Origin of the sequence: Bradyrhizobium ottawaense (assembly GCF_900099825.1) — a bacterium.
GTDB lineage: Bacteria > Pseudomonadota > Alphaproteobacteria > Rhizobiales > Xanthobacteraceae > Bradyrhizobium > Bradyrhizobium ottawaense_A.
In genome coordinates this window covers 1,714,264-1,728,173 of sequence record NZ_LT629693.1, presented here as the reverse complement: position 1 = coordinate 1,728,173, position 13,910 = coordinate 1,714,264, and the positions used below count along the sequence as shown (strand labels likewise).

Annotated in this window: 14 protein-coding genes; 10 read left to right on the top strand and 4 right to left on the bottom strand. The window is 63.0% G+C overall.

What is annotated here, in order from left to right:
* Nucleotides 1-778 precede the first annotated feature (778 nt).
* On the bottom strand, nt 779-1,036 hold the full coding sequence (locus BLR13_RS08090; protein ID WP_079586524.1) for a DNA methyltransferase: 258 nt from the start codon (nt 1,034-1,036) through the stop codon (nt 779-781).
* A 142-nt stretch (nt 1,037-1,178) separates the two neighbouring features.
* On the bottom strand, nt 1,179-1,418 hold the full coding sequence (locus BLR13_RS08085; RefSeq protein ID WP_074831779.1) for a hypothetical protein: 240 nt from the start codon (nt 1,416-1,418) through the stop codon (nt 1,179-1,181).
* Between the two features lie 495 nt (nt 1,419-1,913).
* On the opposite strand from BLR13_RS08085, the gene BLR13_RS08080 reads away from it, so the two are divergent.
* Complete coding sequence (locus BLR13_RS08080) at nt 1,914-3,209, top strand: c-type cytochrome (protein WP_074825663.1); 1,296 nt, start codon at nt 1,914-1,916, stop codon at nt 3,207-3,209.
* A 6-nt stretch (nt 3,210-3,215) separates the two neighbouring features.
* On the opposite strand, the gene BLR13_RS08075 is transcribed toward BLR13_RS08080, so the two are convergent.
* Both BLR13_RS08075 and BLR13_RS08070 read right to left on the bottom strand, forming a co-directional pair.
* The gene (locus BLR13_RS08075) at nt 3,216-3,518 is read right to left on the bottom strand and encodes a hypothetical protein (RefSeq protein ID WP_244525119.1); all 303 of its coding nucleotides are present in this window, start codon (nt 3,516-3,518) and stop codon (nt 3,216-3,218) included.
* Between the two features lie 89 nt (nt 3,519-3,607).
* Nucleotides 3,608-5,578, bottom strand: a complete 1,971-nt coding sequence (locus tag BLR13_RS08070; protein WP_074831782.1) for a 4Fe-4S binding protein — start codon at nt 5,576-5,578, stop codon at nt 3,608-3,610.
* Between the two features lie 208 nt (nt 5,579-5,786).
* Here BLR13_RS08070 and BLR13_RS08065 point away from each other — a divergent pair, with 208 nt between their 5' ends.
* From BLR13_RS08065 to fdh3B, 9 genes are all read left to right on the top strand, one after another.
* Entirely contained in the window at nt 5,787-6,494 is a 708-nt protein-coding gene (locus BLR13_RS08065; protein ID WP_074831784.1) for a biotin/lipoate--protein ligase family protein, read from the top strand.
* Nucleotides 6,491-7,030, top strand: coding sequence for a DUF6505 family protein (locus BLR13_RS08060; RefSeq protein WP_074831785.1), 540 nt, complete (start codon nt 6,491-6,493; stop codon nt 7,028-7,030). The genes BLR13_RS08065 and BLR13_RS08060 overlap by 4 nt, the downstream gene beginning before the upstream one ends.
* On the top strand, nt 7,027-8,034 hold the full coding sequence (locus tag BLR13_RS08055; protein WP_074825665.1) for a DUF6352 family protein: 1,008 nt from the start codon (nt 7,027-7,029) through the stop codon (nt 8,032-8,034). Before BLR13_RS08060 ends, BLR13_RS08055 begins: the two co-directional genes overlap by 4 nt.
* Nucleotides 8,031-8,546, top strand: a complete 516-nt coding sequence (locus BLR13_RS08050; protein WP_074825666.1) for a DUF3305 domain-containing protein — start codon at nt 8,031-8,033, stop codon at nt 8,544-8,546. The genes BLR13_RS08055 and BLR13_RS08050 overlap by 4 nt, the downstream gene beginning before the upstream one ends.
* The gene (locus BLR13_RS08045; protein ID WP_074825668.1) at nt 8,543-9,199 is read left to right on the top strand and encodes a DUF3306 domain-containing protein; all 657 of its coding nucleotides are present in this window, start codon (nt 8,543-8,545) and stop codon (nt 9,197-9,199) included. Before BLR13_RS08050 ends, BLR13_RS08045 begins: the two co-directional genes overlap by 4 nt.
* Nucleotides 9,200-9,315: 116 nt before the next feature.
* Nucleotides 9,316-10,086 (top strand): molecular chaperone TorD family protein, encoded by a 771-nt coding sequence (locus BLR13_RS08040; RefSeq protein WP_074825670.1) that lies wholly within the window; start codon nt 9,316-9,318, stop codon nt 10,084-10,086.
* Between the two features lie 29 nt (nt 10,087-10,115).
* Nucleotides 10,116-10,325 carry a twin-arginine translocation signal domain-containing protein gene (locus tag BLR13_RS08035; protein WP_074825672.1) on the top strand — a complete coding sequence of 70 codons (210 nt, stop codon included), beginning with the start codon at nt 10,116-10,118 and terminating at the stop codon, nt 10,323-10,325.
* 11 nt (nt 10,326-10,336) lie between these two features.
* On the top strand, nt 10,337-13,288 hold the full coding sequence (locus BLR13_RS08030; RefSeq protein ID WP_074831787.1) for a formate dehydrogenase subunit alpha: 2,952 nt from the start codon (nt 10,337-10,339) through the stop codon (nt 13,286-13,288).
* 12 nt (nt 13,289-13,300) lie between these two features.
* On the top strand, nt 13,301-13,897 hold the full coding sequence (gene fdh3B, locus BLR13_RS08025) for a formate dehydrogenase FDH3 subunit beta (RefSeq protein WP_074825676.1): 597 nt from the start codon (nt 13,301-13,303) through the stop codon (nt 13,895-13,897).
* Nucleotides 13,898-13,910 lie beyond the last annotated feature (13 nt).

Genomic DNA, 13,910 nt, shown 5'->3' with positions numbered 1-13,910 from the left:
AATTCCCTGTTTGCAGGGAAATTGGCCGGAGACCGGTGCGATCAGTACTGCGTCGCCAGCCACGCATTCCGGCTTTTGGAGAATTTTCTTTTCTTGACGAGAAAGGCCCGCCAAATGCGGGCTTTTTTCATTCTCAAAAGTCTCTGGAGACCGGCGTTCGCACTTTACCGGGCAAAAATTCCCGAAAGTCTCCAGCCGAATCCAGGAAAACTCCCGTTTTCTGGAGACTCGCCCTAGAAACCGAAGAATAAGTCCACTGCGTGCCAGGGCTGGTAGCGAATTTGGTCTCCCGTGTCCTCATATTCGGTAAGACGCCCCTTGACCAATTCACCGCTCGCCCTCGCCTTAAACCTGCGTCCGCCAGAGTGACTTGTCCTGCCTTGCGCTAGCTCTACATCACAGCCCGTTGAACGAAACCGTTTTTCCGGTCGCATGAAGAGGTCCTGAAACAATGCCCTTCCATTCTCCTCGGATCATCACGATGGAGAGTGATATGCGTACTCTGATATTCGGCGCCGTTTTACTCGCAGTCGCCACTGTAGGATTTCACACACTGATCTCAGCCTCGCTTGCTGCAGCTAGGGACGCCAAAGCGGCCACGTTTTCTGAACGGTTTGCGCCAGCGCTCAGGTCCGCTTCCGGCAGCTAACCATACGCGCAAGGAGGAAACAGCCTAATCAGGGTTGGAATTAGTGACCTGTATATTTTTGAGCTCTGACAAGGAATAAGTAGAGAGTCTATCAGTTTGGAATCAGGCCCGGAGAGGGGGCGCTTAGCCTCACAGTGGAAACCGCGATATCAATGCTTCGGTGGGGTGCGCGAACATCGGGGCGTTCGTCGCAGCCGCCTTCCATCCTGTCCGATCCGAACGCGGCCTCTCGATCGCCCGCAGCTTCCCTCCAACTCGCTCAGCAGCAATCAGTGAAGATCCGCTACCGAGAAATGGGTCGAGGACAAGTTCTCCGCGGGCAGTGCAATCCAACATGATATCAGCCAGCATCTGCACCGGCTTGACGGTAGGATGCAGGGCGAGCAGGTGGCCCTCATCCGTTTTCCGACCGTCGAAACCATTGGCACCAGCGTACTGGTGTCAGCTCGATCATCCCGCCAGCTTAGGCGATTCCATCGCGGCATCACACTCGGATGCGGTTTTCAGTACACACAACTGCAGGACAGGGCTAAGGGCTCTTGAAAAGAGGATCGACGGGAAAGGCGCCCCCTGTCAGCCCCAATGACTGCAACTCGATGCTGTGACTATCCACCTCCAGCATGGCTAACAGCAGCGCAAGCACCACCGCGATGTAGGTGAGTAGCGGCGACGCTTCTCGGGCCGCCGGATCTTCGCCACGCGAAAGCAGAACGCGCAGTGCTCGTAGTCGCGAAACAACCTGCAGATACGTCTTGGATCGTATTTGCATGCCCATCGCCTTCGATGTTCACCTGCAGCCTAGGACTAGGTGGGCGTCGTTTCAAGGCGCCACTTGGAATTCCTGGAACTGGGTGGATCTTCCTTCGTTGAGATGGATCAATCGAATGGGAAATTGGGTGCGACCGCGGGCGATTCCAGCTTTGATAGTTCTTCCGAGCTCCGGGTTCGCACTCGCACAATCGAGTCAACCCAGCCCGAGCCCGGCTCCGACCGGCCGCAGACGAACGGTTCCCATGAGGACAAAGGCCAATTGCAGCCGCCAGGGGTTGGACGGAGCCGATTGACACGCAATCAGGCGGTGCGCCCGTCGAAAATCCGCACGGCCAAAGTCCGCCGGGCATGCGAGCCGCACCGGAAGGATCAAACAGGACGGTCGTCGCTCCGGACAAATAGCTCGGTTCGCGACGAGCAATGACTTCGTTCTGACGGCCATTTCGGGCAGAATGAATCGCATATTGCTCCTCCGGGCTGCTTCGGAGTGCTCATGCGCCTGGTCCTGCCCATCCGCGCGGTTGCCGTGGTCACGTCGCTGATATCGACGCCGCAGCCCGCTCAAGCGCAACTGACGGGCCACGGCGGTCCCGTGCGCGCGATTGCGGTCTCGGCCGATGGCAAGACGATCCTGTCGGGGAGCTTCGACACCGCGGCAATCCGGTGGTCGCTCGCAACCGAATCCGCGGAGCAGGTGCTTCGTTTTCATTCGGATGCGGTGAATGCGGTTGCTTTCCTGAAGGACGGGAGGATGGTTACGGCCGGCGCGGACGGGCGCATTGCAATCTGGACGACAGGCCGGCAACAGCCGGATCACGTTTTGGAGGGGCATCGAGCGCCCGTCGCCGCACTCGCGATCTCGCCCGACGGCGCGATGCTCGCCTCTGCATCCTGGGACCACACCGTACGGCTCTGGTCGCTTGCCGACGGTATGCAGCGCGTAATGGAAGGCCATTCGCAAAACGTCAACGGTGTTGCTTTCACGCCGGACGGGAAATCGGTCGTGAGCGTCGGCTATGACCTGACGCTGAGAATTTGGCGACTGCCGGAGGGAGTGCCCCAGGTCGTCGTCGCGTTGCCGTCGCCGCAAAACGCGGTTGCGGTCGCGCCGGACGGCGAAATCGTGACCGGCGCCGCTGACGGCAAGTTGCGAATGCTGAGTCCCGACGGAATCGAAAGTGGCGAAGTCCAGGCGGCCCCGACACCGGTCGTGGCATTGGCGAAGTCCAACGATGGAACGCTGATCGCTGCTGCGGGCATTGGCGGCACCGTGGCCATTGTTGACCGCAAGGCGCGCGCGCTGTTGCGCGTGCTCGCCGGTTCGGGCCTGCCGGTCTGGGCGGTCGCCTTCGTGCCGGACGGCCAGACCTTGCTGACTGGTGGCGCTGACGGGAAAGTCCGGCGGTGGAATGTACTCACCGGCGATCCTGTCGGCTCCGACCTGCCTGGCGGGCCGGCAGATCCGCTCGCCGCTTACGCAGGAGATCACGGCGCCGAAGTGTTCAGGGCCTGCATCGCGTGTCACACGCTGTCGGACAAGGAACCGCGGCGCGCCGGCCCGACGCTCGCCGGATTGTACGGCCGAAAGATCGCCTCGCTGCCCGGCTACCGCTTCTCCGATGCGTTGAAGACAATGAATATCATCTGGACTCCCGAGACGGTTGCAAAGCTGTTCGAGATCGGACCGAATGCCTATACGCCCGGCACCAAGATGCCGGAGCAACGCATCGGCTCGGCCGAAGATCGCCGCGCGCTCACGGATTTTCTGGCACGGGCGACGGCGAACTAGGCGGATCTAGAATGCGTCCCATTGTTCGGCCGGAAGATCTCTCATCCTGGGGTGCTCCTTGAGCATGCGCTGGATATCCATGCCGGGATGGTCCTTGAGCGCCGCCACGACGCACTGGTTGACGTATTTCCAGCGCGCGAGCCACTTGATCTTCTTGCCTTTCGCTTCCGCCTTGCAGGCGACGACCGCCTGCTTCAGGGCAACCTTTTCCGTCCTGGTCATCCTCGCCGACGCGGCGGTCAATGTCGCGCCCATGGTGAGGGCCATGGCAATCATGCACGTCATCAGGCCGGTAACGAAACGAGACATAGGCAAGTTCCTTGATTTGATACCTGGCGAAAATACATGGTTTGGACATGCGCACGTGACGAGCTATGTCGCGCGCCAACGCAAACAGTCTAATTCTTGTCGTCTCGTTGGCGCAAATAGTCGTCAGTCGTACGCGGCGGGGCGCGCTCGGGCACGCCGGCAAACGGATCGAACTGCTGCTCGCTCATCGTGATGACTCGGCAATCGGCGCACATTCGCAAGGCGTCGAGGCGTTTGTCGCCGGCCGGATACATCCAGTGCCGGCCTTCGAGCTTTGCTGCGACGCGATTGATCGTGCTCCTGACGCCGAACGGCTTGCCGCATCGCACGCAAAGTGCGGGCTCCTCCTCCTTGATCACCTGCGCCGGCGCCCTGGCCGCGCGGAAGTCGATCTGCGGCCTGAGCGTGATCACCTTTTCGGGACAGGTACTCTGACACAATCCGCATTGCACGCAGGCGTCCTCGACGAATTTGAGGACCGGACGCTCCGGATCGTCGCGCAGTGCGCCGGTAGGGCAGACCGAGACACAGGACAGGCACAGCGTGCAGCCGTCAGTGTCGACGCTGACGGCGCCAAGTGGTGCGCCTTCGGGCAGGGCGATCACGTCGGTCGGGCTCGGGGCGATGCGGTGCAATTCGCTCAAGGCAAATCGCAGCAGATCGCGCCGTTTGCCGACCGTCCTGAATGTTGCGGGTTGAGTGACGGTTGCAAATGGCGCAATGGTTCGCAAATGCCCATCGAGTGCATCGGGATCGTCCGTCTCGATCGTCGCGACGCGATCCCCGTTAAATCCGAGGCCGGCCAGAATGGCATCGGCCGTGGCGATGGTCTGCGACAGCCCGGTCAGGTCGTGCAGCGGCTTTGCCCGCAACAGAAAGCGCACGCTCGCCGCTCCGTGGGCAAAGGCCGCCACGATGGCTTCGAGCCCAAGCTGCGTCACTTCATTGACGGCAAAGGGGAGCACGTTTGCAGGCAAACCCCCGCCATGGCGCGCCAGCGCGTCGATCAGCGGACTGCCGTGTTGGCGGTCATGAACGAGCAGGACGGGCCGGTCTCCGCCGGCGTCGCGATAGGCCAGCAGCATTGCGCGCAGTTGGTGCAACTGTGTATCCGCCGGCGGCAGTGCATAGGAGGCTGCCCCGGTTGGACAGGCGGCGGCGCATTGCCCGCATCCGGCGCAGACTTCGGCGTTGACGTTGACATGATCGCCGTCCGGCGTGATTGCTCCGGTCGGGCACAGATCGAGACAGCGGTGGCACCCGATCAGCTTCGAGCGTGAATGGGCGCAAAGCTCGGTGGTGAAGTTGATGTATTTCGGCTTGTCGAAGCTTCCGACGAGATCGCGCACCTTCAGCACGGCGCGCAGCATCGCCGCTGGATCGCGCGGATCGGCCCGCAGATAGCCATCGCGCAGATCATGCGCGGGAAACATCGGTGCATCGCCCGACAGATCGAGCACGAGATCGCAGCGCGAGGTCGCACCGTTGCGCGGCGCCTCGAAGACGAAATGGTCGCGGGAGGAAGGCCGGGGCGCAGCAAAGTCGTCGATGGTGAGTTCGAATGCGCCAAAATGGCCTTGGGCGTTGCGGATCGTGCCTTGGACGATCGGGAACGAGGTCGCAGCCGGCGGTTCGATCTGCGTCGGCCGGCGGATCATCACGGTCACGTCGAGATGATCGGCCAGCAGCCCGCCGGCTTCGATCGCGCGCTCGTCGCGGCCATAAATCAGGATCACGCCCTCGCTCGAGAGCGTGACGAGCGGGAAATCGGGGGCCGTCTCGGCCGCGGCGGCAAGCAGCGCCGCCATCTTCGGTCCCGCCGCGCTCCCTTCGCTGGACCAGCCAGCGGTTTCCCGAATGTTGACGAAATCGATCCGCTCCGGGCGTTCGCCGGCCTCCTCGGTGAAGCGCGCGACCTCTTGGGTGCAGCCGACTGCCAGTGATCCCCCCGCCTTTGCCGCGTTGCGAAACTGATCGAGTTCGGCGCGACAGAGCTGGCGGAACGTGGCGATCTCGCTGTTGCGGCATCCACGCTGAACCGCAGCCGGATCGAGTCGCATCGTGTCCTCGCACGAGCACATCAGGATCGTCTTTGGTGGATGGGCCATGCCTGGCTACGCACTCCTAAAGACTAACGGAGCGGCGGCGAGCGGACTCGCGCCGACCGTCCTGCTCGTATATTTATTCCAAATAGGGAAGAAAGGGAAATGGGAGGACCACCTGTCGCCGATTTTGCGTACGCATGCGTTCGTATCGGGGCCGCTCGTTTTGCCGCCGCCCTATCGTCTGGTGCGGCTGCGTGAAAGCGGTGACGCCTTCAACCATGCGCTCGGCCTCGCAGACGCGAGCGGAGCCGGCACGCTGGTCTATGTCGGGCGCTTTGACCTTGCCGAGTTCGCGGTGGTGCTCGAACCCGACGAGCCCCTGCGCCGCGCGCGCCGCGCCTTCTACGCCGGCATGGTGGCCTTGACCGATGCGCTCCGCGCCTATGCGCCGCCGAACAAGCCCGTGACCATCGACTGGCCGGATGCGATCCGTATCGATGGCGGTCTCGTCGGCGGCGGACGGCTCGGCTGGCCGTCCGCGGCGCCGGAGGATGAGCCGCCGCGCTGGCTGGTGTTCGGCGCCATGATCCGGACCGTCTCGGTGACCGATGCCGAACCCGGCATCCATCCGCTTTCCTCCGCGCTGGAGCAGGAGGGCTTTGGCGATGCCGGCGCCGTTCAGGTGACGGAAAGCTTTTCCCGGCATCTGATGGTGGTGACCGACCTTTGGCAGTCTGACGGCTTCGAAGCGGTGGCGCGCGAATATCTCGGCAGGACGGCGCGTGAGCGGCAGGTCAGCCGCCGGATCGATGACAACGGCGATCTCCTGTTGCATCGCGTCGATACCGGCAACACGGAACGATGCGAGCTCGTAAAGGCGCTGGCCACGCCTTCCTGGTTCGATCCACAGACAGGAGGACCGTGGCCGTGAAGCTGCTGCGCACCATCGCGCTCGATCCGTCCGACACTTTCGTGTTCGACGTGGCCGCCGAACCCGGCGAATGGGCGGTGTCGGGCGCGTTCCGCTTCTGCGACCGCGACCCGGCCATGCTGACGGGCAAGGACCGCGTGGCCTTTCGCAGCGGCTTTCTCGGCGTGCGGTCTTGGGGCTGGTCGACCCTGGTGCAGATCGTGCACGCCACGGAGGATGATCGGCGGACGCTGGTGGAACTTCTGTCCACACAGCTGATGGAGCGGTTCGGCGCGCCGGATCTTGCAAGTGCGCGCCTCGCGGCGGAGGAAGAAGTCGCCTTTGCGGAGCAGCTCTGCACCCATCCGGTCAGCACGCTCGTTGCGGTCCATCGCTCGGCTGGTGACGGCGAGGTGCGGGAATCATTCCGCAGGCTGCGACTGCGCGAAGGGCAGCGACACAGCAAGGCCTTCTCGTTCATGGAGGTTGAAGACGACACCGAGCCTGACGGACACGTCAATATTGCTGACCTGAGCACGGAGCCGGAGCGCCGATGAAGGACTTCTGGATATCCTGCGGCCACCATCTGCTCGACCGCAATCCGAACGGCGGGCTGATGGTCACCGACGAGTATCTGAAAGCCTATTTCGCGCGTCCCGAACTGATGCCGCCGGCGGACGCCTGCGCCATTGAACTGAGGCTGCACCGGGAATTGCTCGCCGATCCGCGTCGGCCGGTCGGCGCGCAGGAAGTTGCTGAGATGGCCGACGCCGATGCCAGGGAGAACTGGCAATTCGTGCTGGCATTTCGTGACCTCCTGCTGCGCCATCCGACGCTGGAGGCCGCCTATCTTGCGCTGGTCCGTTCCGGTGCCATCCATCTGCCGCCGCTGTTCGTCAACCAACTCGTCCACGTGATCCTGCGCAACGCGCTGGACGGCTGCGACGACCCGTTCGTGCTGCGCGCGGCCGAATTGTTCTTCCGGCCGCAGCGCATCATACCGCACGAGCGCTTGTTGCTGCTCGGCGATGAGGAAGTCCTTGGCGGGCTCAGTCCGACGCCGGTGCTGTCGTTGATGTCGATGCTGGACGCACCCAATGAGGCCCAAATCGATATCCTGTCGGACGAGAACGCCGACAGCTATTGGCAACGCAGCGATCATTTCGACCTGGGGCTCGATCTTGGCGAGGGCCGGAGGGTCGCGAAAGCGCTCGGCGAGGCGATGAGACGCTGGGTTTCCCACTTGCTCGGGATCGAGGTCGTGATCGAGCCTCTGAGCCAATTGCGCGACGCAAAGCTCAGCTGGTATGTTGGTTTAGACGCGGAAGGCACGCGTATTGGCGACCGCCTCTGGCATGGCGAAACGCTCGACGAGAGGACCGCGGGACGCCTGCTGGCGCTGTTCCATCTCGACTTTTCCGATCCCGCGGTGCTCGCCGATGCTGTCGGGCAGGAGCCGGTATATCTCATCATGGCGCTCTCATCGGATCAAAGCTTGCGGATGAAGCCGCAGAATCTCCTGACGGGATTGCCGATCAAGCATCTGGAGGCTGCAACTTGAGTCCCGCCGCCGTTCCCTTGCTGCGCATTCCGGTGGGCGTCGTGGTCGAGCGCCGCAAGGCGGATTCGCCCTGGATCGATTTCGTCTGGCGCGGCGTCGGCGTGTTGCCCGACGAGCCGGAGATGGCGCCGTGGACGGTGCTGCGCGAGCAATACGAGGCGACGCTATATTATGCCGGTCGTGCAGTGGTCGATCTCTACCGCTCCGAAACGGAGCGTTATCGCGAGAACATGGCGTCCGGCAGCCCCGGCATCTGGATTGTCTTAAGTCCTTCCGAAGGCGCCTGGCCCTATGTGGTCTCGGCTGTCACCGCCGATCCGGCGGAAGGCGAGGCGTTCACCGAGTCGGGGACCAATCTGGTCGAGGCGGTGCCGATGCCGGAAGCGCTGCGCGAAACGATTGAAAGTTTCATTGCCGAGCACCACGTCGAACGGGAGTTCGTCAAACGCGAGCGGCGCCGCGCCGATCCGGAGGCGCTGGCACGGCGCACGCATGAAGGTGGTCACGAATGAGCGACGAGGAATTCCTTGCGCGCTGGTCCCGCCGCAAGCGGGAGGCGAGGGGCGCTGCCGACGCCTCACTGCCATCCCCGCAGGCCGAGCCGCAGCTTGCAGCACCGCCGCCGGCTGCGGCGGTAGATCCCGCGCCGGAGGCAGTGGATCTGGCGAGCCTGCCGCCGATCGATTCGATTGACGCGGCGACCGACATCACGGCGTTCCTGCGCAAGGGCATTCCCCAGGAATTGAGCCGTGCGGCGCTTCGCCGCGCCTGGAGCGCCGATCCCGCGATCCGCGACTTCATAGGCCTCGCGGAGAACGCGTGGGACTTCAACGATCCAAATGCGATGCCGGGTTTCGGGCCGCTGGATTGCTCAGCGGAGCAACTTCAGGCCCTGATCGGCCGCGTCATCGGCAGCGCGCGCAGCGTTGCCGAGAACCTTGTGGATGCACCGGCCGGGCAGGGCAGCAGCCGACAACCGGACGATTCCGAGCGCACGCCGCCGCAGCAGCCGGAGGCGATTTCCGCGCACGGCGCTTCCGATGAAGCTTCGACCCGCGAATTGCCTGAAGCTCTTGCTGCGGTGCAATCGGAAACGCCCGACGAAGTCGCGAGCAGCGACGGCACGAAGGGGCGCCGCACCCATGGAGGTGCGTTGCCGCGTTAGCCCCGACCAAACGCGATAGCCTCAGGCTATGCGATCAATTGACCGGTTCCCCGCCGAGGTCTAGTCTTTGAATAGTTCAAAAATGAGCGCTTTGGCACCAGGGATGGGAGGTCCAGTTGCGCGATGCGGGCCTTACTCGTGCTATCGATGCGGCAGGCGGTGTAGCTCAGCTGGCCCGCAAAATCGGCGTTGCGCAGCCGTCGGTATCGAACTGGAGCCGAGTACCTGCCCAGCGAGTGATTGCCGTCGAAACGGCGAGCGGCGTATCGCGCGTGGAATTGCGGCCCGATCTCTATGGCGAAAGCGCCATGCCGGACGATCCCGTCGATGCCGCGCGCGGCCAGGAATATGCGCTGCTCGCCGCCTTGCTGTCATCGGCACCGCCGAAGGCATTGCTCGACCAGATCGCCCGGCTCTCCGACAATGCGACGCGACTTGGACGTGCCCACGCCGCCGTGGCGGAGGCCGCATCGAGGGCCATCGCGTCTGACGTCAAACGCGAATATTCGGATCTCTTCGTCGGCCTTGGGCGTGGCGAGTTGTTGCCCTATGCATCCTATTATCTGACCGGCTTTCTCAACGCGCGTCCACTGTCGCGCCTGCGCGATGACCTCGCAGCACTCGGCATCGAGCGCGTCGAGGACAATTTCGAGCCCGAGGATCACGCGGCGACACTGTGCGAAATCATGGCGGGCCTTGCCGAGGGGCGGTTCGATGCGTCGGCGGACGCGCAGCGCGCCTTCTTCGAGAAACATGTGTCGCCGTGGATGGGCCGTCTGTTTGCCGACATGGAGACTGCGGAGAACGCAAGATTCTATCGGTCGGTCGGCGCGCTCGGCCGTCTGTTTATGGAAATCGAGGCTGAGGCATTTACGATCGCGAACTGACCTGAGGCGGATAGTCCGGGAGAGATGCGATGAGCAACGAAAAGGAAGCGAAGTTCGGTCGGCGTGACTTCCTGCGCAAGGTCGGCGTCGGCACGGTGGGGGCCGGGGCGACGCTGGCGACGCCGCTGATCTCATCCGCGCAGGCGGACAGCGAGAGCGAGGATGAGAAACGAAAGGCGCGCTATCGGGAGACCGATGACGTGAAGGAGTACTACCGCGTCAATCGTTATCCTGCTTGAGGGAGGCGGCCGTGCTGATCAAGCGAACACAACGCCAGCGTTCCGAAGCGCAATCCCGCGGATCGATCGCCGAGTCGCTTTCGGCGCAAGGCGGCGGTCTTGACCGCCGTGCCTTCCTGCGTCGATCGGGCCTCGTCGGCGGCGGTCTCGCCGCACTGAGCACGCTGCCGGTCGGTAGCGTGCGCCAAGCGGAAGCGGCAATGGCCGGTCCACTCACCTCGGGGGCGACCGTCCGCAAGAGCGTGTGCACGCATTGCTCCGTCGGCTGCACCGTGACGGCGGAGGTCCTCAACGGCGTCTGGATCGGACAGGAGCCGAGCTGGGCGTCGCCGATCAATCGTGGCTCACATTGCGCCAAGGGCGCCTCGGTGCGCGAGCTCGTCCACAGCGACCGAAGGCTTCGCTATCCGATGAAGCTTGTGGACGGCAAATGGACCCGCGTCTCCTGGGATACCGCGGTCAACGAGATCGGCGACAAGCTGTTGCAGATTCGCGAGAAATCGAGCGCAGATTCCGTCTATTGGCTCGGCTCGGCCAAGATGACCAATGAAGGCGCGTATCTGTTCCGCAAGCTCGGCGCATTCTGGGGCACCAACAACACCGACCATCAGGCGCGTATCTGCCATTCGACCACCGTTACCGGCGTGGCCAATACCTGGGGCTACGGCGCGATGACCAACAGCTTCAACGATATCCGCAATGCCAAGACCCAGATGATCATGGGCGGCAATCCGGCCGAGGCGCATCCGGTATCGTTGCAGCATCTGCTCGAGGGCAAGGAACTCCAAAAGGCCAACTTTATCGTCATCGACCCCCGCCTGACGCGCACCGCGGCCCACGCGACCGAATATGTGCGGATGCGGCCGGGCACCGATATCCCGGTGCTCTATGGCATGATGTGGCACATCCTCCAAAACGGGTGGGAGGACAAGGAGTTCATCAAGCAGCGCGTCTACGGTTTCGACGATCTCCGCAAGGAAGTCGAGAAATGGAATCCGGAAGAAGTCGAGCGTGTGAGCGGCATTCCGGGCGAACAGCTCAAGCGCGTCGCCAAGACGTTCGCCACGGAGAAGCCGTCAACGCTGATCTGGGCCATGGGCCAGACCCAGAAGACCGTCGGCACCGCCAACGTGCGGGCGAGTTGCATCCTGCTTTTGCTGACCGGCAATGTCGGCGGAGAGGGCATGGGCGCCAACATCTTCCGTGGCCACGACAATGTACAGGGAGCAACCGACGTCGGGCTCGATATCGTCACGCTGCCGTTCTATTACGGTCTGGCGGAGGGCGCCTGGAAGCACTGGTCTCGGGTTTGGGAGGTCGACTATGACTTCCTGAAGTCGCACTTCGAATCCAAGCAGACCATGGAAACCCCCGGCATCCCGCTCACGCGCTGGTTCGAGGCGGTGACGTTGCCGAAAGATCAGGTCGCGCAGAAGGACAATGTGCGGGCGGTGTTCGTGCAGGGACACGCCAGCAACAGCATCACCCGCATTCCCGAATCCCTGAACGGTCTGAAGGCGCTCGAATTGCTCGTGATCGCGGACCCGCATCCGACCACCTGGGCATCGCTTGCCGTAGAGGCCGGGCGCAAGGACGGCGTCTACATCCTTCCGGTTGCCACGCAGTTCGAGTGCAAAGGTTCGCGCGTCGCCTCGAACCGTTCGTTGCAATGGGGCGAGCAGATCGTCAAGCCGATCTTTGAGTCGAAGGACGACCTGGAGATCATCTATCTGATGGCGAAGAAATTCGGCTTCGCCGATCAGATGTTCAAGAACATCAAGGTCGAGAACAATCTGCCTGAAGCGGAAGATGTGCTCCGCGAGATGAACCGCGGCAGCTGGTCGACCGGCTATTGCGGGCAGTCGCCGGAGCGCCTCAAGGCGCATATGAAGAACCAGGCCAAGTTCGACATGCTGACGATGCGGGCGCCCAAGGACGATCCTGAAGTCGGCGGTGACTATTATGGTCTGCCCTGGCCGTGCTGGGGCTCGCCCGAAGTGCGGCACCCCGGCACGCCGTTACTCTACAACACCAATCTCCCGGTGATGGACGGAGGCGGGACGTTCCGGCCCCGTTTCGGCATCGAGCGCGAGGAGAAGCTTCCCGACGGCACCACGCGCAAGGTCAGCCTGCTCGCCGACGGCTCCTATTCGAAGGACTCCGATATCAAGGACGGCTATCCGGAATTCACCCTGGCGAGCCTGAAGAAGCTCGGCTGGGACACGGATCTCACCGAGGCCGAAATGGCCACGATCACGAAGATCAGTCCCGCCAACCCCGATACGGTGTCCTGGTCGCTCGATCTTTCCGGAGGCATCCAGCGCGTCGCGCTGAAGCATGGCTGCGTGCCATACGGCAACGGAAAGGCGCGCATGAATGCGTTCGGACTGCCGGATCCCGTTCCGGTTCACCGCGAGCCGATCTACACGCCACGCGTCGATCTCGTCTCCAAATATCCGACCTTGCCGGATGCCAAGCAGTTCCGAATACCCAACATAGGTTTCTCCGTACAGAAGGCAGCCGTGGAGAAGGGGATCGCCAAGCAGTTTCCGCTCATCCTCTCCTCGGGACGTCTCGTCGAATATGAGGGCGGCGGCGAGGAGACGCGCACCAATCCGTGGCTGGCCGAATTGCAGCAGGACATGTTTATCGAGATCAGCCCGGCCGATGCCGCCGAGCGCGGTATCAAGGACGGCGGCTGGGTTTGGGTCACGGGCGCCGAGAACAATTCCCGGGCCAGGATGAAAGCGCTCGTCACCGAGCGTGTCGGCAAGGGCGTTGCCTGGATGCCCTTCCACTTCGGCGGTTGGCTCGCGGGTAAGGATCTTCGTGGCAACTACCCGAAGGGCACCGATCCGATCGTGCTCGGCGAGAGTGCGAACACGATCACCACCTACGGATACGATCCTGCGACGAATATGCAGGAGACCAAGGTTACTCTCTGCCAGATCGCAGCGGCATAAGGAGCAACGACCATGGCTCGGATGAAGTTTCTCTGCGACGCCGACCGTTGCATCGAGTGCAATGCCTGCGTGACCGCCTGCAAGAACGAGCACGAGGTGCCCTGGGGCATCAACCGGCGCCGCGTCGTCACCATCAATGACGGCAAGCCCGGTGAGCGCTCGATCTCGATGGCCTGCATGCATTGCACGGACGCGCCTTGCCAGGCGGTCTGTCCGGTGAACTGTTTCTACACCACCGCCGACGGTGTGGTGCTGCACTCCAAGGACCTGTGCATCGGCTGCGGCTATTGCTTCTACGCCTGTCCGTTCGGCGCACCGCAATATCCCAAGATCGGCAACTTCGGCTCGCGCGGCAAGATGGACAAGTGCACCTTCTGCGCCGGCGGCCCGGAGCCCGATGGCAGCAAGGCGGAATACGAGAAATACGGCGCCAACCGCCTTGCCGAGGGTAAGCTGCCGCTCTGTGCCGAGATGTGCTCTACCAAATCGCTCCTGGCCGGCGACGGCGAAATCATCGCCCAGATCTATAAGGAGCGTGTCACCAGGCGCGGCTACGGCTCCGGCGCCTGGGGCTGGAAGACCGCCTACCGCGAGACGATCGAGTCCTGACAATCGGCGCGGC

Bases quoted from the DNA above. Each gene is read 5' to 3' on its own strand.
- BLR13_RS08085 (WP_074831779.1), bottom strand. From the start codon at position 1,418: ATGCAAATACGATCCAAGACGTATCTGCAGGTTGTTTCGCGACTACGA.
- BLR13_RS08080 (WP_074825663.1), top strand. From the start codon at position 1,914: ATGCGCCTGGTCCTGCCCATCCGCGCGGTTGCCGTGGTCACGTCGCTG.
- BLR13_RS08075 (WP_244525119.1), bottom strand. From the start codon at position 3,518: ATGTCTCGTTTCGTTACCGGCCTGATGACGTGCATGATTGCCATGGCC.
- BLR13_RS08070 (WP_074831782.1), bottom strand. From the start codon at position 5,578: ATGCGACTCGATCCGGCTGCGGTTCAGCGTGGATGCCGCAACAGCGAG.
- BLR13_RS08055 (WP_074825665.1), top strand. From the start codon at position 7,027: ATGAAGGACTTCTGGATATCCTGCGGCCACCATCTGCTCGACCGCAAT.
- BLR13_RS08045 (WP_074825668.1), top strand. From the start codon at position 8,543: ATGAGCGACGAGGAATTCCTTGCGCGCTGGTCCCGCCGCAAGCGGGAG.
- BLR13_RS08035 (WP_074825672.1), top strand. From the start codon at position 10,116: ATGAGCAACGAAAAGGAAGCGAAGTTCGGTCGGCGTGACTTCCTGCGC.
- fdh3B (WP_074825676.1), top strand. From the start codon at position 13,301: ATGGCTCGGATGAAGTTTCTCTGCGACGCCGACCGTTGCATCGAGTGC.